Origin of the sequence: Ideonella flava, from assembly GCF_051857595.1 — a bacterium.
GTDB lineage: Bacteria > Pseudomonadota > Gammaproteobacteria > Burkholderiales > Burkholderiaceae_C > Ideonella.
Window position 1 is genome coordinate 157299 of record NZ_JBPZHD010000016.1, and the last position, 22027, is coordinate 179325.

The window sequence follows — 22027 nt, forward strand, 5'->3', positions numbered from 1 at the left end:
ATGAGCAGTGACCGGCCTCTGCCACAGGGCCTGCGGCCCGAGACGCTGGCGGTGCGTACTGCGCTGCCGCCGAGCCAGCACGGCGAGAACAGCGAAGGCCTGTTCCTGACCACGGCCTTTCTCCAACCCGATGCCGAGACCTCGGCCCGCAAGTTCACCAACTCGGAGGACTTCACCTACGGGCGGACCAGCACGCCGACGGTGCGCAGCTTCGAGGCACGCCTGGCTGCGATGGAGGGCACCGAAGCCTGCGTGGCCACCGCCACCGGCATGAGCGCGATCCTGCTGATGATCATGGGCCTGCTGAAGGCCGGCGACCACGTGGTCTGCTCGCGCTCGGTGTTCGGCTCGACGATCAACCTCTTCGCCAAGGAGTTCGGCAAGTTCGGCGTCGAGACGACGTTTGTCTCCCAGACCGACCTCGGCGAGTGGCGCGCCGCGGTCAAGCCCCAGACCAAACTGTTCTTCGCCGAGACGCCGACCAATCCCCTGCTCGAGGTTTGCGACCTGCGCGCGCTGGCCGACATGGCGCACGAAGCGGGTGCCTTGCTGGCGGTCGACAACACCTTCTGCTCGCCCGCGCTGCAGCGGCCAGCGGAGTTCGGCGCCGACCTCGTCATGCACTCGGGCACCAAGTACCTCGACGGCCAGGGCCGGGTGATGTCCGGTGCGCTGTGTGGCCCGAGCCGCCTCATCAAGGATGTCTTCGGCCCGGTGATCCGCACGGCCGGCATGACGCTCGCGCCGTTCAACGCGTGGGTCGTGCTCAAGGGCATGGAGACGCTCGCGTTGCGCATGAAGGCGCAGAGCGAGAACGCGCTCGCGGTGGCCCGCTGGCTCGAGCAGCGGCCCGAGGTGGCGAAGGTCCACTACCCCAGCCTCGCGTCGCACCCGCAGCACGAGCTGGCCATGCGCCAGCAAGGCGGGCAGGGGGGGGCGGTGCTTTCGTTCGAAGTGAAGTCCGGCAGCAGCCCCGAAGCCGCGCGCCAGGCCGCCTTCCATGTGATCGACAGCACCCGCCTGCTCAGCATCGCGACCAACCTGGGCGACACCAAGTCCATCATCACCCACCCGGGCACCACCTCGCACGGCCGTCTGACCGAGGCGCAGCGCCAGGCCGCCGGCATCGGCCAGGGCCTGATCCGCCTCGCTGTCGGCCTCGAGCATGTCGACGACATCACCGACGACCTGCTGCGCGGCCTTTCCACCTTGAAACCGGCATGACCCAAGCCCCCGTCCGTACCCGCATCGCCCCATCGCCCACCGGCTTCCTCCACCTGGGGACCGCCCGCACCGCGCTGTACTCCTGGGCCTATGCACGGCACCACGGCGGCCAGTTCGTGCTCCGCATCGAGGACACCGACGTCGCCCGCTCGACGCAGGATTCGGTCGACCAGATCCTGCAGTCCATGCATTGGCTGGGGCTGGATTACGACGAAGGTCCGATCTACCAGATGCAGCGGCTGGATCGTTACCAGGACGTCATCGAGGGCATGCTCGCGGCCGGCACCGCCTACCGTTGCTACACGACGCCGGAGGAGCTCGACGCCATGCGCGAGCAGCAGAAGGCTCGCGGCGAGAAGACCGGCTACGACGGTCGCTGGCGCCCCGAGCCGGGCAAGGTGCTGCCGCCTGTTCCTGAAGGCGTGAAGCCGGTGATCCGCCTGAAGAACCCGCGCGAAGGCGAGGTGCGCTGGGCTGACCTGGTCAAGGGCGAGATCGTCATCGCGAACAAGGAGTTCGACGATCTCATCATCCAGCGTGCCGACGGCGTGCCGACATACAACTTCGCCGTGGTCGTCGACGACTGGGACATGGCGATCACACACGTCTTCCGTGGCGACGAGCACATCAACAACACGCCCTGGCAGATCAACATCTACCAGGCGCTGGGCGCGCCGCTGCCCTTGTTCGGCCACCTGCCGGTGATCCTGGGCGAGGACGGCCTGAAGCTCTCCAAGCGGCGCGGGGCGGTGGCAGTGTCCAACTACGAGGAGGGTGGCTACCTGCCCGAGGCGATGCTCAACTACCTCGCTCGCCTGGGCTGGAGCCACGGCGACCACGAGCTGTTCTCGAGCGAGCAGATGGTGTCGTGGTTCGATGGCTCGCACCTGAACAAGAGCCCGGCCCAGTGGGACCCGGCCAAGCTCGCGTGGGTGAATGCGCAGTACCTGAAGCAGGCCGGCGACGACCGCCTGGCCGCGCTGGTGCTGAAGCAGTTGCACAGCCGCGGCGTCCAGATCTCAGGCGACGTTCCGCTGGCCTCGATGTGTGCGCTGTACAAGGATCGCTGCACGACGGTCGTCGAGCTCGCCGACTGGATCGAGATGTACTTCGTGCGCGTGGCGCCGAAGGCCGAGGAAGTCGCTGCGCACGTGACCGATGCGGTGAGGCCTGCGCTGGAAGTCCTTCGCGAGCGATTCGCCGAGATCGAGTGGAACGCCGGCGCAATCCAGCAAGCCATCAAGGAAACGATAGGCGTGCACAAGCTGAAGATGCCGCAGGTCGCGATCCCGCTGCGCCTGCTGGTCTGCGGCCGTGCGCAGACGCCTTCCATCGATGCAGTGCTGTCGCTGTTTTCACGCGACGAAGTTCTCGCCCGCTTGCGAAGCGTCTAAAAGTCGGTATATACTCATGGTCTTCGCTCAACGGCGTACCCGAACAGAGATCGACAAGATATCTGTGACCCGAACGGGGCAAACGGGGGTATAGCTCAGCTGGGAGAGCGCTTGCATGGCATGCAAGAGGTCAGCGGTTCGATCCCGCTTACCTCCACCAAAAAGGTGGCGTCGGTGAGTGAATGGAAAGGACTTGGTCCCCTTCGTCTAGAGGCCTAGGACACGACCCTTTCACGGTTGTAACAGGGGTTCGAATCCCCTAGGGGACGCCAAATACCTTCGGGCGACTGAAGGTCGATGGCACGGGTGGTTGAAACCCGGGGCAGCAGTGCCCAAACTTCAGCACCACGCGGAGTGGTAGTTCAGTTGGTTAGAATACCGGCCTGTCACGCCGGGGGTCGCGGGTTCGAGCCCCGTCCACTCCGCCAAAACATCAACGGCCACAAGCATTGAGCTTGTGGCCGTTTTTCTTTGCGTCGCCGCTGGCGCGATGGGAACGCGGATTGCTGGTTTTTGCGACGCGACCGGCTTTCCCTCTGGGCATACTGCCGGCCCTCCGCTCCGTCGGCCCCCAAACTCCCCATCCGTCATGCCAGCGTTGACCGGCCCTGCTCGTCTCCCCCAGCCGAATCGCCGCGGGCCGGCGCTGGGGGCTGGCTGGTGGGCGGCCGTGGGACTGCTGGTGCTTTCGGGGTGCGCCAGCGAGAGCGGGCTGCAGCGCCGTGGCGCATCAGGGGCTGCAGGCGCCGAAGCGGTGACCGCAAACCCCTCGCCGATGCTCAGGCCGGTGGGTGCCATGGCGCCTCCGGACAGCACATGCCGCGCCCACGATCCCACGCCGCGAGAGCTGGCCAAGCAGCGCGGAGCGATCGATCCGCTGAGAGTGCCTGGGCTGTACACCGAGTTGTTCTACGGCCAGCGCACCGACTCACAGGCCGCCATCGAGGCGGGCGGCATGAGCTTTCGCCGGTTCAGACAATTCGACCATCCCGCCAGCGGCTTGTCGGGGTTCGTCCTGCTGGACGATGCCAGCGGACATGCGCTGATCCTGTTCAAGGGCATGGACCGTCCCTTCTCGGAAAGTGGCGGCTGGAGCGGCGTGTTCACCGACATGGGCGGCGTGCTCGCGGCCAAGTTCGGGACGGGCAACAGCCAGTTTCCCCACGCCGACGACGCCTACACCGAGGCGCTGTGCGAGGACGCCATCCAGTCGATCGAACTGGTGGGCTATTCGATGGGTTCGCAGATCGCCAACTACCTCGCCGTGAAGTACGGTGCGTACGCGGTGGTGTTCGGCGACATGGGTCTGGACGCGACGCTGCTCAAGCGCCACGCCCAGGGCGATCTGAAGGCCGCGCGCGCACGGGCCCGCGAACACGTCGTCTCCTTGTCGCTGGGGGGCGACGTGGTGGTCAGGATGTTTGGCGTGGGCGAGGTGGTGGGCACCGTGGTGCAGTTGCCCGGGACCCTGAGCGGTGTGCTTCACCAGCCTGAGGTTTATGCGCACGCGGCGAACGCAGCCCTCCGCGATCGGGATGGCGAGCGCAACAACGCGCATGCCCCGCTGCTCCCCCGTGCCGGCGTATCGCACCGCGACGCAGACCAGACGCGTCGACAGCACTGAGTGGCCTGCGTGCCTTGCGCGCGTCGGCCAGGTGCACGCCACCTGTTCATTCTGGCAGCCGGCTGTCCGCCGCTATCCAGTTGACCTCCCAGGTGGCGCCGCCATCGGCAGAAAAGGCCTGTTCGAAACGGCAATGGTCCGCATCCACGACATCGATGGTGAATCGCACCAGGATCGGCTTTCCCTGAAACGTGTCCGAGCTGTAGAAGACGCCGTGCGGGCCGCCTTCGAACCCACCGCTCATGGGCACCTCCAGCGTCCCGCTGTTCACGTTGGAATAGTTCAAGGTCCAGCGTTGGCGCTGCGTGTCGAACAGGCGCAGCGAAACCCCTTCGATGCGGCCGTGCGGGCCGGCGACCTCGAGCTCCACCAGATTGGCCCGACCGCCGAGCAAGGGACGGACGGTGCTGGTGCCCGAGTAGTCTGCCCACTGCGACGAACCGCTCAGGGGCTGGAGCAGCCGACGCAACGACGTGCGCCATCGGCCCGTCTCGAAATCGAAATCCCGCGGGGTTCCGGCCGGCGTCGGGCCGAACGTGGGATCCTTCTCCTGGCCCGGGAGCGATGGCACGGCAGTCACTGCGCAGGAAGCGACGCCTGCCATGGCCATCATGACGAAGGCGATGCGCAAAGTGAACGCAGCGAGGTTCGACGACATGCCAGCCAATGTAGCGAGCGTGATCTCCACCACCAAGAAGGCACCCGGAGGTAACCGTCCGGCCGTCGCCCGCGTCAATGCGGTGTCCGGCTGCGCGCTCACATCGGCCCTGGCCGCGATGGGTGGGCGATGGAAGTTGTTCATCGTCTACCGGCTCAGCGACGGTGCCCTGCATTTCGCCGCGCTGCGGCGCAGCCTTCCGGACATGAGTGCCAAGGTGCTGGCGCAGCAACTGCGTGAAATGCAGGCCGACGGACTGGTCGAGCGAAACGCGCGCGGCGCCGTGCCCGCACCGGTGATGTACACGCTGACCCCGCACGGCCGTTCGCTGTTGCCGGTGGCCGAAGCGATCCGTCGCTGGGGAATGGCTCACCAGGAGCTTCATGCCCGATCGGGCAGGCCGGACGTGGCGACGGATGAGCGCGCCGTCTGCGGCCTCGGCCTGGCCGGAGCGTAGCGGCGCCGCGCGAGGCGGCGCAGTCAGGTCCCGGGCAAGTCGGCGGTGTTGATCGCGAGTTGCGCCGCGAAAGCGCGCAGGTAGCCGGGCCGCGCTTCGCCACGAGCCACGTAGGCGGCCAGGCGAGGAAACTCGTCCAGCAGGCCCGAGGGTCTCAGCCGAAGCAGCACCGACACCATCAGCAGGTCGCCTGCGCTGAAGCCGCCGTCCAGCCAGTCGGCGTCGCCGAGCCGGGCTGCGAGCTGGTTCAGCCGGACGCGCAACCGGTCCTCGACGAGAGGCAGGCGCTCCCAGGCAGTCGAGTCAGTGCATTAAAAGGGTTAGCTGCTTCGAGTGCGCGCAGCCGCCTTCCCTGCGTTCATCCCCACGACGATCCTGGGCGGCTGGAATCGACAACCCGTGAAAACGTCTTGGCTGGCCAGGCCGAAGCGCGTATTCGGCGCCACTTCTCGTTCGGATCCAGGCGGGCGGCTGGCAGCGGCAGCCCGAGATGCATCGCATTGACGCAGCCAATGCTGCTGGCTAATATCGCGCCCCTTCACTGCCCAGAGCACGACGACCATGCGGATGTAAGCCTTTCCCGGATGCCGTTCCACGCCCCTTTCCTCGTGGCGTGGCATGTCTTCGTTCGAACGGAAAGCTTGCAATGTCATCGTCCTCGACGGGCCCCATCGCGCCCGGGGCGCCTGCCCCGGCTTCCTCGGATCCTCCCTGCTTCCAGCTGCACGGCGTCCAGTGGCATCTGCCCGACGGAAGGCCGCTGTGGCAAGTGCCGCTGCACCTGTCCATAGGCCGCGAACGGCTCGGACTGGTCGGCCGCAACGGCGTGGGCAAGAGCCTGCTCGCGCAGATCCTGGCGGGCCGAAAGCCCTCGGCCGGCACCGCCTGTCGCAGCGGACGCGTGCACTTCGTGGCGCTGCCGCCGCTGCCGCTGGACCAGCGCACCGTCGCGGAGACGATGGGCCTCGGCCCGGTGCTGGCGGCCATGCAGCGGCTGGCCGCCGGCAGGGCGTCACCGGACGACCTGCTCGTGGCGGACCGCCATTGGGACCTCCCGGCACGAGTGGCCCTGGCCCTGGCCGATGCGGGCCTGCCCGGCCTGGCGCTGGACGACGCAGTGGCCGGCCTGAGCGGCGGCCAGAGGATGCGAGTCGCCCTGGCGGGGGCCATGGTGGCCGACGCCCACAGTGTCATCCTCGACGAGCCCAGCAACCACCTCGATGGCGAGGCCCGCGACTGGCTGCTCGCGTGGTTGCGGGCCTCGAAGCACACCGTCGTGGTGGTGAGCCACGATCGGCAGCTGTTGTGCTGCGTGGACCGCATCGCCGAATTGAGCCCGCGCGGGCTGGCCCTATATGGCGGCGACTATGCGCTGTATCGCGCCCAGCGGGACGGCCACCTGGCTGCCGCCGAGACGGCCCTGCAGCGCGCCCGGTCGGCGCGCGAGGCGGCCCTGGACAGGCAGAAGCGCGACCAGCATGCGCGTGAGCTGCGCCGCGCCCGTGGCCGTCACATGGCTCGCACGGCCAACCTGCCGGCGGTGGCGATCAACCGCCTTCGCGAAACCGCGCAAGCCACTGCTGCGCGCGAGGCACGGCACGATGCGGTCCAGCGACATTCGCTGGACATCGCCGTGCGCGCTGCAGCCCACCGGGCGGAACAGCCACCGCCCCTGTTCCTGGCGCTGCCCTCCAGTCGCGTGCCCGCGGACAAGCCGGTGTTGCAACTGCAGGGGGTGCGCCTGCCGTACGTCGGTGGCCCGCTCATCGACGCGACGCTCGTCGGGCCGGTGCGTGTGGCCGTGAGCGGACCGAACGGCTGCGGCAAGAGCACGCTGCTGCGCGTCCTTGCCGGGACGCTGGCGCCGCAGCAAGGCAGCGCGACCGTGGGCGTCCGGATGGCCGTGCTGGACCAGGATGGGGCGGACGCGCTGCCGCCCCACAGCTCGCTGCTCGAATGCCTGCGCGCCTTCGATCGCCCGCTGCCCGCCAGCGAGCTGAGAAGCCGCCTGGCCCAGCTGCGTCTCGATGCGGCGCGCGTGTCGCTGCCAATGGGACGGCTCAGCGCGGGCGAGCGCCTGAAGGCCGCGCTGGCCTGTGCCCTCTGGCGCCAGGAACCGGCGCGGATGCTGTTGCTCGATGAGCCGACCAATCACCTCGACCTCGACACGACCGAGGTGCTGCTCGAGGCGCTGCAGGGTTTCGATGGGGCGCTCATCGTCGCGACCCACGACGAGGAGTTCATCGACGCGCTGCGGCCGACGCACCGCTGGGAATGGCGGGACGGCCGGCTGGTGATGCGGCAATCCTCGATGGCGCGGGTGGGGCGGTCCGTTCCGGTTCAAGGCGAGGGCTTGGGCTCGAGCCGGAAGTAGCCTCCGCCATCGAACTGCCCGCCACGCCGCACCATGCCGTAGAGGCTGCCGTCCGGCAGCTGCGCCAGCTGGCCGTGGCCGCGGTCCCCTTGCGCGGGATCGGGCAGGCGAGCAGGTTGCCTTGCGAGCCACGCTGCCGGCTGCCAGCGAACAAACCGCACCCGCGCCGGTCATGGCGTGGCCTCGACAAGGCCGAGCTGCGCCGCCGTGGATTCGCGCCCAATGCGGAACCAGGCGGCGTAGAGCGCCGGCACGAAGACGAGGGTGAGCGCCGTGGCCACGACGAGCCCGCCCATGATGGAGATGGCCATCGGTCCCCAGAAGACGCTGCGGGTGAGCGGGATCATCGCCAGCACCGCGGCGGCGGCCGTCAGCACCACCGGGCGCGATCGGCGCACCGTGGCATCGACGATGGCGGCCCAGGGGGCGACGCCGCGTGCAATGTCCTGGTCGATCTGGTCGACCAGGATGATCGAGTTGCGCATGATCATGCCGCCCAGCGCGATGACGCCGAGCAGCGCGACGAAGCCGAACGGCGCCTGGAACAGCAGCAGCGCCGGCACCACGCCTATCAGCGCCAGCGGGCCGGTCATGAACACCATGAACAGCCGCGAGAAGCTCTGCAGCTGGATCATGAGCAGCGTGAGCATCACGGCGAACATGATGGGGAACACCGCGAACAGCGCCTTGTTGGCCTTGTCGCTCTCCTCGATCGCGCCGCCCTCTTCGATGCGGTAGCCCGGGGGCAGGCCGTCGACGATGGGTTGAAGTGAAGGACGGATCTGCGCCGTGGCGTACGGGCCTTGAACGCCATCGACAAGGTCGCTGCGCACCGTGAGGGCCATGTCGCGATTGCGCCGCCACAGCACCGGCTCCTCGAAGCCCGGCTCGACGCGCGCCACCTGGGAAAGCGGCACGGTCACGCCGCTGCGGGTGGACAGCTGCAGGTCGTCCAGCTGGCCGATGCGCTTGCGCTCTTCGGGGCTGGCCCGCACGACGACGTCCACCAGCTCCTCGCCGCGGCGGATCTGCGTCACGGTGGCGCCGTCGAGCGTGGTCTGCACCAGGCCCTGGATGTCGGCGGTGGACAGGCCCAGCAACCGTGCCTTGTCCTGGTCGACGTGGACCTGCAGGGCGCGGACCTGCTCGTTCCAGTCCAGCTGGGTGTCGCGCACCAGGGGGCTTTGGCGCACCACGTCGCGCACCTGGTAGGTGATCTCGCGGACCTTGGCCTTGTCGGGCCCCATGACGCGGAACTGGACCGGGAAGCCCACGGGAGGGCCGAATTCCAGACGCAGCACGCGCGCCTTCACGTCGGGGAAGGCCTCGTCCTTGTCGAAGAGCTCCATCAGGCGGGCGCGCACGCGCTCGCGCTGTTCGATGCCTGCGGTCTTGACGACGAACTGCGCGAAGCCGGGGTTGGGCAGCTCGGGCTGGATCGAAAGGTAGAAGCGCGGCGTGCCGGCGCCGGTGTAGGCGGTGAAGAACTCGATGTCCGGGTCCTTCGCCAACCTGGCCTCGAGCCGCTTCACCTGGCGCTCGGTGGCGGCGAACGACGAGCCCTCGCGCAGCCGCAGCTCGACCAGAAGTTCGGGCCGGGAGGCGGTGGGAAAGAACTGCTGCTGAACCTTGAGCATGCCGGCACCCGCGATGGCGAAGGCCAGCACCGTGAGCGCCAGGACCCACGCCCGGTGCTGCACCGCCCAGTCGACGACGCTTCGCAGCCGGTGGTAGACGGGCCGGTCGTAGACGTCGTGGTGCGCGCCGGCCGCCAGGTTCTTCGGCAGCAGGATCACGCCGAGGTATGGCGTGAAGACGACGGCCACGACCCAGGACAGGATGAGCGCGAGGCCCACCACCCAGAAGATGCCGCCCGCGTACTGGCCGGCGATGGACTTCGCGAAGCCCACCGGCATGAAGCCCGCGGCCGTCACCAGCGTGCCGGTCAGCATGGGAAAAGCGGTGGTCGTGTAGGCGTAGGTGGCGGCACGCAGCCGGTCCCAGCCTTGCTCCAGCTTCACCACCATCATCTCCACCGCGATGATGGCGTCGTCGACGAGCAGGCCCAGCGCGATGATGAGCGCGCCGAGCGAAATGCGGTCGAGGTTCCAGCCTGCCGCATACATGACGGCCGCCACCAGCCCGAGCACCAGCGGCACGGAAGCGGCGACCACGATGCCGGTGCGCCAGCCGAGGAACAGGAAGGACACGGCCAGCACGATGGCCAGCGCTTCCAGGAAGGAGCGCTCGAATTCCCAGACGGATTCCCCCACCACGCGGGGCTGGTCGGCGTACTGCTGGATCTGCACGCCCATCGGCACTTCCTGCCGGACCTGGGCCAGGCGCTCCTCCAGCGCGTGGCCGAAGTCGAGGACGTTGCCATTGGCCTGCATCGTCACGCCCATGGCCAGCACCGGCACCCCGTTGTGCCGGATGGTCAGGCTGGGCGGATCCTCGTAGCCGGCGTGCACGGTGGCGATGTCCGACAGCCGCAGCAAGCGGCCGCCCACTTCGAGCGTCACGTTCGCGACGTCCGCAGCGCTGCGCAAGCCGCCGTCCACCCGAACCTGCACGCGGTCGTGCGTTGCATCGGTCGAACCCGCGGGGGCGACCAGGTTCTGGCGCGCCAGCGCCTCGAACACCACCGTGGGCGGGATGCCGAGCGCGGCCAGCCGCTGCGTCGAAAGTTCGACGTACACCCGCTCGGCCTGCTTGCCCAGCACATCCACCTTCGCGACCCCGGCAACGCCCTGGATGCGCCGCTTCACGTCTTCTGTCACGGCCAGCAGCTCGGCCATCGAGAGCTCGGGTGCGCTCAGGGCGTAGAGCACGCTGTATCGGTCGTTGTACTCGTCGTTGAAGAAGGGGCCGCGCACACCCTCGGGGAACTCCTGCCTGACGTCGCCTATCTTCTTGCGCACCTGGTACCAGGCGTTCTCCAGCTCCTCCTTGGTGCTGCCGCCCTTCATCCAAAGCGTGATCCCGCCGTAGCCCTGGCGGGCGAAGCTGCGCACGGATTCGAAGTGGTCCAGCTCCTGCAGCCGGCGCTCGATCCGGTTGAGCACCTGGTCCTGCACGTCCTGTGCAGTGGCGCCGGGCCACACGACGATGGCCGTCATCTGCGGCACGTCGAAGTTCGGGTCCTCGAGGCGGCCCAGCCGGGCGAAGGACAGGCCGCCGACGATGAGCGTCACGATGATCAGGAACAGCACCATCGGGCGGTGCGTGACCGCCCATTGCGAAAGATTGAAGCGCTTCATGAGGCGGCCCCGGTTTCGGCGGCGCGTTCGATGGCGCGCACCGTGATGCCGGCATCGAGCTTCTGTGCGCCGACGCTCACCACGCGGCTGCCCGCCGCCAGGCCGGTCACGCGCACCGAGGCCTCGTCCATGCCCAGCACCTGGACGGGTTGGAAGACGAGGTGCGAGCCCTTGCTGTCGACCACCCAGACGCCGGCCGATCCGCTGGCCTTGACCAGTGCGGTGACGGGCACCACCGCCGCAGCGGGCCCGTCTGCTTGTCTAGACAGGTTCAGCTGCATGGTGCTGCCCAGAGGCAGGGCGGCCACCTGGGCACGCGATGCCGGGGCCGCGGCATAGCGCACGCGGAAGGTTCGTCCCTGCGCGCTGGCCAGCGGCGAGAGCTCGCGCAGGACCAGCGGCATCGCCGACTTGTCGTCGTGCCAGGGCGTCGCCGTGGCGGCCAGCGTGCGCACGCGGCCCACCCACTCTTCCGGCAGCTCGGCGACGATCTCGCGTTCGCCCTCACGGGCCAGCGAAAGCACCGCCTGCCCCTCGGCCACCACCTGGCCGCGCTCGAAGCGCAGCGCGGTGACGACGCCGGCGTAGGGCGCCACGAGCGTGGTGTAGTCCTGCTTGTTGCGCGCCAGGTCGAGCTGGCGGCGCGCCTGGTCCAGCCGGGCCGCTGCGGCGTCGGCACGCGCCTTCTGGCGTTCATGGTCGGCACTGCCTACCGAGCCGTCGGCGAGCAGGCGGCCGAAGCGCGCCTCGTCCGACGCGGCCTGCTGTGCGTCCACCGACGCTGCCTGCACCTGGTCCGCGGCGGCGCTCACGGCCAGCTGGTAGTCGGCCGGGTCGAGTCGAGCCAGCGCCTGGCCGGCCTTCACGACGTCGCCCACCTCGACGAGCCGTTCCACCACCTTGCCGCCGGTCCGAAAGCCCATGTCCGTCTCGACACGGGCGCGGACCACGGCGTTGAACGAGCGCGTTTGCGAAGAAGTGGACGGCGTCACCGTGGTCACGAAGACCGGCTTGGCGACCGCGGCAGGAGCCGTCGGGTCGCTGCAGGCCGACAGCAGGACGCTGGCCATGGCCAGGGCGGACAGGGTGGGGAGCTTGGTGTTCATCGGGATGTCCTCTCGGCGATCAGAGGGTTGGAAGTGCCGGCCTGGGCGGGCGCAAAGCCGCCGCCGAGGGCCTTGTAGAGCTGCACGTCGGCCAGCACTTGCTGCAGGCGGCTGTCCGACAGGGCGAGTTCGCTGGAGAGCACCGAGCGCTGCACGTCGAGCAGCACCAGCATGTCGATCTGACCTTCGCGCTGCAGGGACTGGGCGCGCTGCAGGGAACGGCGGCGGTGGTCCACGGTGCTGGCCAAGGCGGTGACCCGCTCGGTCTCCTGCGTGCGCACGAGCAGGCTGTCCTCGACCTCCTGCACGGCGACCAGCACGGCCTTCTGCCATGCCAGCAAGGCCTCGTCAGCCCGCGCCGATTGCGCCCGGATGCCGGCGTCGATGCGGCCGGCGTTGAAGACCGGCGCGGCAAAGGCCAGCGCCACGTTGGAGAAGTGGACCGGCGCCAGGTCCAGCGCGTTCAGCCTCAGGTCCTCGCGGCCGACCAGGGCGCTCAGGAAGAGCTTGGGCCACCACTGGGCCCGGGCCTCGGCGGTGCGCAGCGTTTCGGCCGCCACCTGCCCCTCGGCCGCGATCAGGTCAGGACGGCGCCTGAGCAGTTCGCTCGGCTGGCCGGTGCCGATGGCTCGCGAGGCAGGCCATGCAAAGCCCGGGTTCTCGCCGACGACGAGGGCCGACGGGTTGCGGCCCAGCAGCACGGCCAGCCGGGTCTGCGAGACGCCGGCCAGCACCCGCAGCGGAGGCACTTGCGCGGCGAAAGAATCGGCCTCGGCATTCGCCCGGTCCAGGTCGAAGGCGCTGGCTTCGCCTTCGCGCTGGCGGCTGGCCACGCGCCTGGCCGTCTCGCGCTGGGCCGCGGCCAGGGCTTGCACGATGCGCAACCGCTCTTCGGCGCCACGTAGCACGAAGTACTGCCGCGCCACTTCGCTGGCCACCAGCAGCCGGGCGCCTTCGACACCGGCCGCTGAAAAGGCGGCATCCGCTTGAGCTGCGTCGCGCGCCGCATGCACGCCACCGGCGACGTCGATCTCCCAGGCCACGTCGACGCCCGCGCGCAGTGCGCGGGTGTCGGGCATGCCTTGCTTGACCGGTGCGGGCACCCCGCTTTCGCTGCGCGAGGCGGACGCCTGGACCCCGATCGTGGGCCACAGGCGCGAGCCTTGCGCATCGCGGCCGGCACGGGCCTGGGCGACGCGTTGCAGGGCGATCGCCACGTCCTGGTTGGCGCCCAGGGCCTCGTCGATCAGCGCCGTCAGCGTCGTGTCGCCGTAGCCGGCCCACCAGGCGCCGTCCAGGACCTGGCCTTCGGTGGCGGCCGGCGCGGCCTGCGCGAATGCGGCGGACAGCGGAACCGAAGTCGCCGGGGGCTGGACGGGTGGGACCGAGCAGGCTGACAGGATGGCCAGCGCCAGCGCGGCCGGCACCAGCCGGAGGCGATCGGGTCCGCGGCGTGGGGTGCGCGTCATGGATGGCTTCATATACTGTACCTGTAAGTCCAGTAAGTGTAATGGAACATAATGGACTGTCAAGTACAGGAACTAGCCGATGCCCCAGACAGAGGACGAAGCCGCGACGCCGCCGCGTCGCGGACGGCCGCGCGACCCCGAGCGCCTGCGGCGCATCATGGAAGCCGCGCGCAGCCACTTCTATGCGCACGGCCTGGAGCGGGCCAGCGTCGACGCCATCGCGGCCGACGCCGGCGTCTCCAAGATGACCATCTACAGCCACTTCACTTCGAAGGAAGGGCTGTTCGAGGCCGTGGTCCGCGATCGCACGGATCGCGTGGTGGGTGGGCTGGCCGGCGTAGAAGCGCTGGACCCGAATCAGCCCCAGAAGGCGCTGATGACCATCGGCGAACACTTCCTCACCCTGGCGCGAGAGGAGGACACGCTGGGCCACTTTCGCTCTCTCTACGGCGCGGCAGGGACGCAGCGCGAGGCGTGCGAAGCCTTCTACAGGCAGGGGCCCGAGAGGTTGATCGGCGACCTGGCCGCCTATTTGCGCCGGGCCGATGCCGCGGGGTCGCTGAACGTGCGGCACCCGCGCCAGGCCGCCGACCTCTTCCTCGCAATGTTCCTCGGCGATGGCCACATCCGCGGGTTGATGATGCTCGAGCCTCCCGATGCGCGCGAGAACAAGGCGCTGCTGAGAGAAGCCGTGCGGGTCTTCATCGCGGCCTACTCGAAGGCGCCGTGAGGGCCGCCGGCCCTCGCCGCGTGAGGGCGGCTTCGCATTCGCGGCGAGCGTTTCGCACGTGTGCAGCAGAGCCGTCCACGGGCCGTAGATTGCAGGCTGCTGCATGCATCGCCCCACAGAAAGACGCCCGTGCCAAAGATCCATCACATCTCCATGCGGGCTGCCGAGCCGAGGGTGGTCGACCAGACGGGCGTCGGCGCGGGAAGCTCCGCCGCCGGCACGCGTTCGCTCGCGACGCTCGGCGGCTCGGCTGGGCTGACGCCTCTGCGCTCGAAGCGGTCCTCCGTGGCGATGGCCCAGGCGATGTCCGGTCCCGTGCGAAAGAGCATCCTCGTGGCGTCGCCCAAGCCTTCGCCCGGAGTCGATCGACAACGCTCGGTGGCTGCCCACAGCTGGCTCGACCGGGCGGGGCCCGACTTCGATCCGCGCGAGTACGAGCTCAAGATGAAGATGCAGCGCGGCTGGGATTTCAAGTTTCGCTCCGACGAGTACCTGAGCGACAGTGACGCGTCCGACTTCGAGGACTTGCCGGAGGTGGGAGCGGCCGAGCTCGAACCCGCGGCACGAAGCCAGAGATTCCAGGAAGACACGCAAGACCTTCTTGGCCGCAGCGAGGAGATCCTCTCTGCCTCCAGGGAGGTGCCCTTCTTTCAAGGCAACTTCATCGATCAGCTCGGCATTCGAGACCACCCGGGCGTCTGCGTCGGGCTCAGCATCCAATGGCTGCAGTCGGCGCATGCCGATCCGCAGATGGCGTCATCTCAACGGATCGAGTTCCTGACATCTCGCGAGCAGGCCGTCCGAATCCTCAGGATGCAGAGCGACAGCAACAGGCTCCACGAGCAGCTTGCCTTCCACAGCTATCGCCCCCTGCAGGAGCTCAGCCAGATCTCCGAGGAAGTGCGGGGCGTCGAATTCGGCAAGTACCAGTTGTGCAAGGGTGGGCCGGGCGTCAGCGTTTCGGACCTGAGCGAGCAGGTGGCCGCGCGCCTGTTGCACGACAAGGCCTCCACGCACAACCTGATCACGATCACGCCCCGAGGCCACGCCATGACCTGCGAGAGGCTGGACGGTCGTTTGCGGCTGTTCGAACCCAACAGCGGTGTCTACGACGTGGGCGCGGATCAGCTGAGTGGACTTCTCGCGGCCGTGACGATGAGCCATACCGACATGACCCATCGGCTCCACCCGGACCTCTCGATCCACGGACTCGTCGAGCGGACGGAAATTCGCGTCATTCCCGTCCACATCTCGCCCACCTGATTCGGTCACCCGCCCGGGTCAGCTGGCGCAAGCGGTGGCCGCCCTGGCGCGAGCGCACCGCGCGCTCGGCGGCCCCTCATCCCATGAACGCACAGATCGCGTCATGCACCGGCGCCGGGTCCTCGTGGAAGCCGTGCTCCGCACCCGGCACGACGACGAAGCGGGTGCTCGTGAGCGGGCAGCGCTCGCGCGCGAAGCGCTGGGCCGAGGCCAGGCTGATCACCGTGTCGGCGTCGCCGTGAAGGATCAGCACGTGCATGTCCGTGTGCAGTGACACCGCTTGAGGGGCGAGCAGGGCGAGCTCGCTGATCAGGTGCCGGCCGAGGCGGCGTGCCGTGCCATGGACGGCGTGCGAGGGCATGGACCAGAAGGCCGGATCGGTCAGTTGCGGCGCGAAGCCGCGGCCCCAGGCGGTGTCCGCCTCGATGAAGTTGCTGCGGTAGTCGGTGACCGGATTCAGCAGCACCACTCGCTGCGGCCGGGGCAGGCCGGCGGCCTGGCCCAGCAGGAAGACGCTGGCCGAGAAGCTCATGCACACCGGCACGATCTCGGCATGGCGCGCCTGCAGCCAGGCCCAGGCGGCGGCGAGGTCCTGCACCATCGCGGCCACGTTCGTCTGCTCGAAGGGCAGGGGGCTGTCGCCGTGGCCGGGCAGGTCGATGCCGAGCACCGAAACGCCTTGCGCGAGCAGCCTGTCCGCCAGCTGCGTGTACAGGCCAGTCTCCGTCTTCTCGGCGGTGATGCCGTGCATCAGCAAGGCGGCGCGCGGGCCGGCGGCTGGGCTGGCGGAATACAGCGCAGGGATGGCTCGTCCGTCCGCCGAGGTCAAGGTCAAGGCATTCCACACGGTCCGGTCCTCTCGCGGTGTCGACGATGCGCCGCTACGGCGATCGCCGCCAGCTGCCCACGCGCTGCAGCAGGCAGAAGGCGAACAGCAGCGCACCGATGAAGATGCGCGTCCACCACGAACTCAGCGTGCCATCGAAGGAGATGAGCGTCTGCACGAGGCCGAGGGTGAGCACCCCGAACAGCGTGCCGGCGAGGTGGCCCACGCCGCCGCTCAGCGGCGTGCCGCCGATGACCACCGCGGCGATCGCGTCGAGCTCAAGCCCGGTCGCGTGTTGGCCATAGCCCGAGAGCATGTAGAGCGTGAAGATGACCCCGGCAATGGCCGAGCAAAGGCCTGACAACGCATACACGCCGACCAGGGTCCGGCGTACAGGCAAGCCCATCAGGCGCGCGGACTGCTCGCTTCCGCCGATGGCGTAGACCGCGCGGCCGAACGGGGTGCAATGCGCCACGAAGATGCCGGCCAGCAGCACGCCTATGGCGACCACGGCGCCCAGGGACAACGACGAGTCGGCGATCAGGGGCAGACGCCAGCCCGCCATGTCGGAATAGGTTTCATTGGTGATGCTGATCGAGTCGATGCTGATCAGGTAGCACAGGCCGCGGGCGAGGAACATGCCGGCCAGGGTCACGATGAAGGGCTGCAGGCGGAAGCGCTCTATCAGCAGGCCCATGAACGCGCCGAAGCAGGCGCCCAGCGTCAGCACCAGCGGGATCACCGCGCCCGGGCTCCAGCCATGGTGCTCGACGAGCGTCGCCGACACCATCGTCGTCAGGGCGACCACCGACCCCACCGAGAGGTCGATGCCGCCGGTCAGCACGACGAAGCTCATGCCCACCGCGACGACGAGCAGGAAGGCGTTGTCGATCAGCAGGTTCAGCGCGACCTGCGTCGAGAGGAAGCCTTCGTAGCGCAAGGCGCCGAACGTGACCAGCGCGGCGAACAGCGCCAGGGTGGTCAACAGGGCCGCGTGCCGCCGGGCCTGCTGCAGCAGGGGCGAAACGCGAGGAGGCGCCACCTGGGCTCCGGGGAGCGATTGGACACTCATGCGGGACGCCCTCCGCGATCGCCCGTCGGCGCCGGCCGGCGGGCCAGGGCGAGCACGTTCGAACGGAATTCCGGCGACTGCAGCAGCATCACGCCGAACACGACGACGGCCTTGACGACGAGGTTGGTCTCGGGCGGCACGCCGAGCGAATAGATGGCGTAGGTCAGGGTCTGCAGGCTCAGGGCGCCTATCGCGCTGCCGATGAGGCTGAAGCGGCCGCCGGTCAGCGCGTTGCCGCCGAGCGTGACGGCCAGGATCGCGTCGAGCTCGAGCAGCTGGCCCGCGTTGTTGCCATCGGCGCTCCGAACGTTGGAGCTGATCACCAGGCCCGCCAGGCCGGCGAGCAGGCCGCAGGCCGCATAGGCGCCGATGACCAGGCGCCGGGCGTTGATGCCCGCCAGGCGCGCGGCCGCCGGGTTGATGCCAGCCGCCTCGATGAACAGGCCGAGGGCCGTGCGTGTCGTGCCGAAGTGGAGGATGGCCAGCACCGCCAGCACGATGAAGATCGGGAAGGGCAGGCCCAGCAGGTGGCCCGCGCCGATGAAGAAGAAGGGCGGGTGGTAAACGGTCAGGACCTGCCCGTCGGTGATGAGCTGCGCGACGCCGCGGCCCGCCACCATGAGGACCAGCGTCGCGATGACGGGCTGCATGCCCGCGCCGGCGACGAGCACTCCGTTCCAGAGCCCGCAGGCCAGGGCGGCCGCGAGCGCGCCGGCGAGGGCCACCGGCAGCGGGAAGCGCGTCACCGCCGGATCCGACGAGCCTCCGATCATCCAGGCCGCCACGGCGGCCGACAGGGCGACGACCGCGCCGACCGAGATGTCGATGCCGCGAGTGGCCACCACCAGCGTCATGCCCAACGACACGAGGATCAGCGGCGCGGCACGGTTGAGGATGTCGATGAGGCTGCCGTACAGGTGGCCGTCACGCCATTCGATCGCCAGGAAGCCGGGATTCAGCGCGGCCTGCACGCCGAGCAGCAGGGCCAGCGTGAACAGCGGCCAGGCCAGGCGATGCTCGGCCAGGCGTGCCACGCGAGAGCGTTGGGAAGTCATCTCAGTTTCCTTGGCTGGGGCCTCCACATACCAGGGCGTGCGCGGATCCGGCTCTGCCGGTCCGCTGCGCGAGCCCCCTTGGGGGGCAGCCCCCGGCAGGGGGCGTGGGGGCTTCACTTTCATTCGGCCATCAGGTGGCAGACGGCGTCCTCGGTGCTGCCTGCCGGCAGCTCCCCCGCCTTGCGGCGATCGCGCAGGACGACGATGCGGTGCGACACGCGCACCAGCTCGCTGATCTCGGACGAGATGAAGATCACTGCCATGCCGGCTCGTGCGAGGGCCAGGATCTGGTCCATGATTTCCTGCTTGGCGGCGACGTCGATGCCGCGCGTGGGCTCGTCGAGGATGAGAAGGCGTGGCTCCACGGCGAGCCAGCGGGCGATGAGGGCCTTCTGCTGGTTGCCGCCCGACAGCAGCCCGATGGGGGTCTCGGCGCTGTCCGTCTTGATGCCCAGCAGGGCGATGAAGCGCTCGGCCAGGGCGAGCTGCTCGGCACGCGACAGCACGCGCCAGGCGCCCTGGCGCGCCTGCAGCGCCAGCGCGATGTTCTCGCGCACCGACAGCTCGGCCACGATGCCGTCGAGCTTGCGTTCCTCGGGGCACAGCGCGATGCCGCAGGCGATCGCGTCGGCCGGATTCGAGAAGGTCGCCGCCCGGCCCTGCACGAGCAGCGTGCCGCGATCCGGCGTCTCCAGGCCGCAGAGCAGCTTCGCCAGCTCGGTGCGGCCGGCGCCGAGCAGCCCGGCCAGGCCGACGACCTCGCCGGAGCGGATCTGCAGGTCGATGGGCTGCAGGCGCGTCGCCTGCGCCAGGCCACGGGCCTCCAGCAGCGCAGATCCCGACGCGGCGTCCGCAGCGCGGGCGTCTGGTCTGGAAGACTCCGCCGCCATCTCGCGCCCGAGCATGGCCGCGATCAGGGCCTGCTGCGGCAACTCGGCCGCTCGCCACTCGCCGACCCAGCGGCCATTGCGCAGCACGGTGATGCGATCGGACACCGCATAGACCTGGCTCATGAAATGGGTGACGAAGACGATCGCCAGCCCTTCGGATCGCAACTGGCGCAGCACCTCGAAGAGTTTCTGAACCTCGTCGTCGTCCAGGCTCGACGTGGGCTCATCGAGGATGAGCACGCGCGATTGGACGCCGAGGGCCCTCGCGATCGCGACCATCTGCTGGATGGCGACCGGATAGCTCGACAGCAGCCGAGTGACGTCGATCGACAGGCCGATGCGCGCCAGCAGCGCCCGTGCACGGTCGTGGACGGCGGCCCAGTCGATGCGCCACCCCTGGGCCGGCCCGCGGCGCGGGTAGCGCCCGGCGAAGAGGTTCTCCGCCACCGTCAGGTTGGGGCAGAGGTTGACCTCCTGGTAGACCGTGCTGATGCCCGATCGCTGCGCGTCCAGCGGCGTGGCCGGAGCGATCGCCTGGCCGGCCAGCCGCATGTCGCCCGCGTCGGCCGGGAACACCCCGGTGAGCACCTTGATCAGCGTGGATTTGCCCGCGCCGTTCTGGCCCATCAGGGCGTGGATCTCGCCGGGGTAGAGGTTCAGGCGGACATCGCGCAGCACCTCGATGCCCGAGAAGCTCTTGTCTATGCCCGCCAGCGCCAGGACCGGCGAAGCAGCTGTGGTGTCGGTCATGGCCTCGAGGCCCCGGCTTGGTCAGTCCTGGCGGATCAGTACTTGCGCTTGGGCGCCTCGGCGGCGGCCGTCTCCATCGGGAAGATGCCCTCCTCGGTGACGATGCGCTTGGCCACCGGCTTGCCCGCCAGGATGTCCTTCACGGCGGACATCAGCTGCGGGCCGAGCAGCGGGCTGCATTCGACCGAGACGTTCAGCTTGCCGGCCTTCATGGCCTCGAACGCGCCCTTCACCGCATCGATCGAGATGATGATGATGTCAATGCCCGGCTTCATGCCGGCCTCCTCGATCGCCTGGATGGCGCCTATGGCCATGTCGTCGTTGTGCGCGTAGAGCACGTCGATCTTGCGGCCCTCGGCCTTGAGGAAGGCTTCCATCACCTCCTTGCCCTTGGCGCGAGTGAAGTCGCCGGTCTGCGAGCGCACGACCTTGAAACGCGGATCGGCCTGGATGATCTCCTCGAAGCCCTTCTTGCGGTCGATCGCCGGCGCCGAGCCCACGGTGCCCTGCAGCTCGACGATGCGCACCTCGCCGGTCTTGCCCTTCATCTTGTCCGTGAGCCAGCGGCCGGCCTTGCGGCCTTCCTCGACGAAGTCCGAGCCCATGAAGGTGACGTACAGCGAGTCATCCTTGACCTTGACCGCGCGGTCCGTCAGCACCACCGGGATCTTGGCGGCCTTGGCTTCGCGCAGCACCGTCTCCCAGCCCGTCTCGACCACCGGCGAGAAGGCGATCACGTCGACCTTCTGCGCGATGAACGAGCGGATCGCCTTGATCTGGTTTTCCTGCTTCTGCTGGGCGTCGGAGAACTTCAGCTCTATGCCCGCCTGCGCGGCCGCCGACTTGATCGACTCGGTGTTGGCGGTACGCCATTCGCTCTCGGCGCCCACCTGGCTGAAGCCGAGCACGATCTTCTTCTGCGCGAAGGCCGAAGAGGGGCTGAGCACGACGGCAGTGGCCGCGAGGGCGAGGGTGGCAAGGAACCTGCGATGGATCGGCACGTGTGTCTCCTGGTGAATTCGGGCCCGCCCTGAGGCTCAGGCCCAGCCTGCGTCGACGATGAAGTCTTGTCCGGTGCACATGGCGCTGTCGTCCGCGGCGAGGAACAGCGCCATGGCGGCGATGTGGTCCGGCATCAGCGGCTCGGGGATGCACTGGCCGCGTGCGATCTCCTCGCGCGTCTGCTCGGTGACTCGCAGGCGCAGCTGCTTGTCCGTCATGACCCAGCCGGGCGCCAGGGTGTTGACGCGGATGCCGTAGGGGCCGAGGTCGCGCGCCAGCGAGCGGGTCAGGCCCTGCACCGCGGCCTTGGAGGTGGTGTAGGCCGGCATGCCGCCTTGCTTGAGGTACCAGCTGATGGAACCGAAGTTGACGATGCTTCCGGCCTTGGCGCTCTTCATGTCCGGCGTCACCGCCTGGGCGGCGAAGAACTGGTGGCGCAGGTTGACGGCGATGCCCGCATCCCAGCTCTCGGGCGTGACGCTCTCTATCGAATGGCGCTCGTCGTTGGCCGCGTTGTTCAGCAGCACTTGCACCGGGCCGATGAACTCGCGCAGCGAGGCGATCGCGGTGCGCAGTTCGGGGATGTCCGTGAGGTCGGCCGCCGCGAAATGCGGGCCCGTGCCCTCGGTTCCTGCGAGCCGAGCCGCCAGGGCCTGCCCGGCGGTCGCGTCGATGTCGATGAAGCCGACCTTCGCCCCTTGCTCGACGAAGCGCTGGACCAGCGTGGCGCCTATGCCGGTGGCTCCGCCGGTGATGAGCACAGAGCGGCCGGCGAGGCTGGGATAGCGGGCGGACAGGGACATGAGGGGGGAACTCCGGGGCACGGGTGGAGCACCGGTGCCACTAATAAGTATGACTATAAGTTCATGGAAG

Annotated in this window: 17 protein-coding genes, 3 tRNA genes and 1 pseudogene; 10 read left to right on the top strand and 11 right to left on the bottom strand. The window is 68.9% G+C overall.

Annotated elements, in window-relative coordinates:
* From ACS5PM_RS29480 to ACS5PM_RS29505, 6 genes are all read left to right on the top strand, one after another.
* On the top strand, positions 1 to 1224 hold the full coding sequence (locus ACS5PM_RS29480; protein ID WP_439391556.1) for an O-succinylhomoserine sulfhydrylase: 1224 nt from the start codon (positions 1 to 3) through the stop codon (positions 1222 to 1224).
* A complete protein-coding gene (gene gltX / locus ACS5PM_RS29485; protein ID WP_439391558.1) occupies positions 1221 to 2618 on the top strand; it encodes a glutamate--tRNA ligase in 1398 nt (465 codons plus the stop codon). Before ACS5PM_RS29480 ends, gltX begins: the two co-directional genes overlap by 4 nt.
* 84 nt (positions 2619 to 2702) lie before the next feature.
* Positions 2703 to 2778 (top strand) — tRNA-Ala (locus tag ACS5PM_RS29490).
* Between the two features lie 36 nt (positions 2779 to 2814).
* Positions 2815 to 2890, top strand: a tRNA-Glu gene (locus ACS5PM_RS29495).
* A 79-nt stretch (positions 2891 to 2969) separates the two neighbouring features.
* Positions 2970 to 3046: transfer RNA gene (locus ACS5PM_RS29500), tRNA-Asp, on the top strand.
* A gap of 326 nt (positions 3047 to 3372) precedes the next feature.
* Entirely contained in the window at positions 3373 to 4242 is an 870-nt protein-coding gene (locus tag ACS5PM_RS29505; protein ID WP_439391559.1) for a hypothetical protein, read from the top strand.
* Between the two features lie 46 nt (positions 4243 to 4288).
* Here ACS5PM_RS29505 and ACS5PM_RS29510 read toward each other — a convergent pair whose 3' ends face one another.
* Entirely contained in the window at positions 4289 to 4873 is a 585-nt protein-coding gene (locus tag ACS5PM_RS29510) for a DUF1579 domain-containing protein (RefSeq protein WP_439391560.1), read from the bottom strand.
* Between ACS5PM_RS29510 and ACS5PM_RS29515 the strand changes: the two genes are divergently transcribed.
* The gene (locus tag ACS5PM_RS29515; RefSeq protein WP_439391561.1) at positions 4845 to 5357 is read left to right on the top strand and encodes a winged helix-turn-helix transcriptional regulator; all 513 of its coding nucleotides are present in this window, start codon (positions 4845 to 4847) and stop codon (positions 5355 to 5357) included. The genes ACS5PM_RS29510 and ACS5PM_RS29515 overlap by 29 nt on opposite strands.
* A 23-nt stretch (positions 5358 to 5380) precedes the next feature.
* On the opposite strand, the pseudogene ACS5PM_RS29520 reads toward ACS5PM_RS29515, so the two are convergent.
* A pseudogene (locus tag ACS5PM_RS29520) lies at positions 5381 to 5647 on the bottom strand (glutathione S-transferase family protein); the annotation flags it as partial.
* Between the two features lie 356 nt (positions 5648 to 6003).
* On the opposite strand from ACS5PM_RS29520, the gene ACS5PM_RS29525 reads away from it, so the two are divergent.
* Positions 6004 to 7731, top strand: a complete 1728-nt coding sequence (locus tag ACS5PM_RS29525; protein WP_439391562.1) for an ABC-F family ATP-binding cassette domain-containing protein — start codon at positions 6004 to 6006, stop codon at positions 7729 to 7731.
* Between the two features lie 170 nt (positions 7732 to 7901).
* On the opposite strand, the gene ACS5PM_RS29530 is transcribed toward ACS5PM_RS29525, so the two are convergent.
* From ACS5PM_RS29530 to ACS5PM_RS29540, 3 genes are read right to left on the bottom strand one after another with little or no spacing between them, the layout of a single operon-like run.
* Positions 7902 to 10991, bottom strand: a complete 3090-nt coding sequence (locus ACS5PM_RS29530) for an efflux RND transporter permease subunit (RefSeq protein WP_439391564.1) — start codon at positions 10989 to 10991, stop codon at positions 7902 to 7904.
* The gene (locus tag ACS5PM_RS29535) at positions 10988 to 12097 is read right to left on the bottom strand and encodes an efflux RND transporter periplasmic adaptor subunit (protein ID WP_439391566.1); all 1110 of its coding nucleotides are present in this window, start codon (positions 12095 to 12097) and stop codon (positions 10988 to 10990) included. Before ACS5PM_RS29535 ends, ACS5PM_RS29530 begins: the two co-directional genes overlap by 4 nt.
* The gene (locus tag ACS5PM_RS29540) at positions 12094 to 13566 is read right to left on the bottom strand and encodes an efflux transporter outer membrane subunit (protein ID WP_439391567.1); all 1473 of its coding nucleotides are present in this window, start codon (positions 13564 to 13566) and stop codon (positions 12094 to 12096) included. The genes ACS5PM_RS29535 and ACS5PM_RS29540 overlap by 4 nt, the downstream gene beginning before the upstream one ends.
* A gap of 79 nt (positions 13567 to 13645) precedes the next feature.
* On the opposite strand from ACS5PM_RS29540, the gene ACS5PM_RS29545 reads away from it, so the two are divergent.
* A complete protein-coding gene (locus ACS5PM_RS29545; protein WP_439391568.1) occupies positions 13646 to 14296 on the top strand; it encodes a TetR/AcrR family transcriptional regulator in 651 nt (216 codons plus the stop codon).
* 60 nt (positions 14297 to 14356) lie between these two features.
* Positions 14357 to 15559, top strand: coding sequence for a YopT-type cysteine protease domain-containing protein (locus ACS5PM_RS29550; RefSeq protein WP_439391569.1), 1203 nt, complete (start codon positions 14357 to 14359; stop codon positions 15557 to 15559).
* A 76-nt stretch (positions 15560 to 15635) separates the two neighbouring features.
* On the opposite strand, the gene ACS5PM_RS29555 is transcribed toward ACS5PM_RS29550, so the two are convergent.
* The 6 genes from ACS5PM_RS29555 to ACS5PM_RS29580 form a co-directional block, all read right to left on the bottom strand.
* Entirely contained in the window at positions 15636 to 16406 is a 771-nt protein-coding gene (locus ACS5PM_RS29555; protein WP_439391570.1) for an alpha/beta hydrolase, read from the bottom strand.
* 34 nt (positions 16407 to 16440) lie between these two features.
* Positions 16441 to 17457, bottom strand: coding sequence for a galactofuranose ABC transporter, permease protein YjfF (gene yjfF / locus ACS5PM_RS29560; protein ID WP_439391571.1), 1017 nt, complete (start codon positions 17455 to 17457; stop codon positions 16441 to 16443).
* Positions 17454 to 18512: an ABC transporter permease gene (locus ACS5PM_RS29565; protein WP_439391572.1), complete on the bottom strand. Its 1059-nt coding sequence runs from the start codon at positions 18510 to 18512 to the stop codon at positions 17454 to 17456. Before ACS5PM_RS29565 ends, yjfF begins: the two co-directional genes overlap by 4 nt.
* 119 nt (positions 18513 to 18631) lie before the next feature.
* Positions 18632 to 20152, bottom strand: coding sequence for a sugar ABC transporter ATP-binding protein (locus ACS5PM_RS29570; RefSeq protein ID WP_439391573.1), 1521 nt, complete (start codon positions 20150 to 20152; stop codon positions 18632 to 18634).
* A 35-nt stretch (positions 20153 to 20187) separates the two neighbouring features.
* The gene (locus tag ACS5PM_RS29575) at positions 20188 to 21099 is read right to left on the bottom strand and encodes an ABC transporter substrate-binding protein (RefSeq protein WP_439391611.1); all 912 of its coding nucleotides are present in this window, start codon (positions 21097 to 21099) and stop codon (positions 20188 to 20190) included.
* 90 nt (positions 21100 to 21189) lie between these two features.
* Positions 21190 to 21957, bottom strand: a complete 768-nt coding sequence (locus ACS5PM_RS29580) for an SDR family NAD(P)-dependent oxidoreductase (RefSeq protein WP_439391574.1) — start codon at positions 21955 to 21957, stop codon at positions 21190 to 21192.
* Between the last annotated feature and the right edge of the window lie 70 nt (positions 21958 to 22027).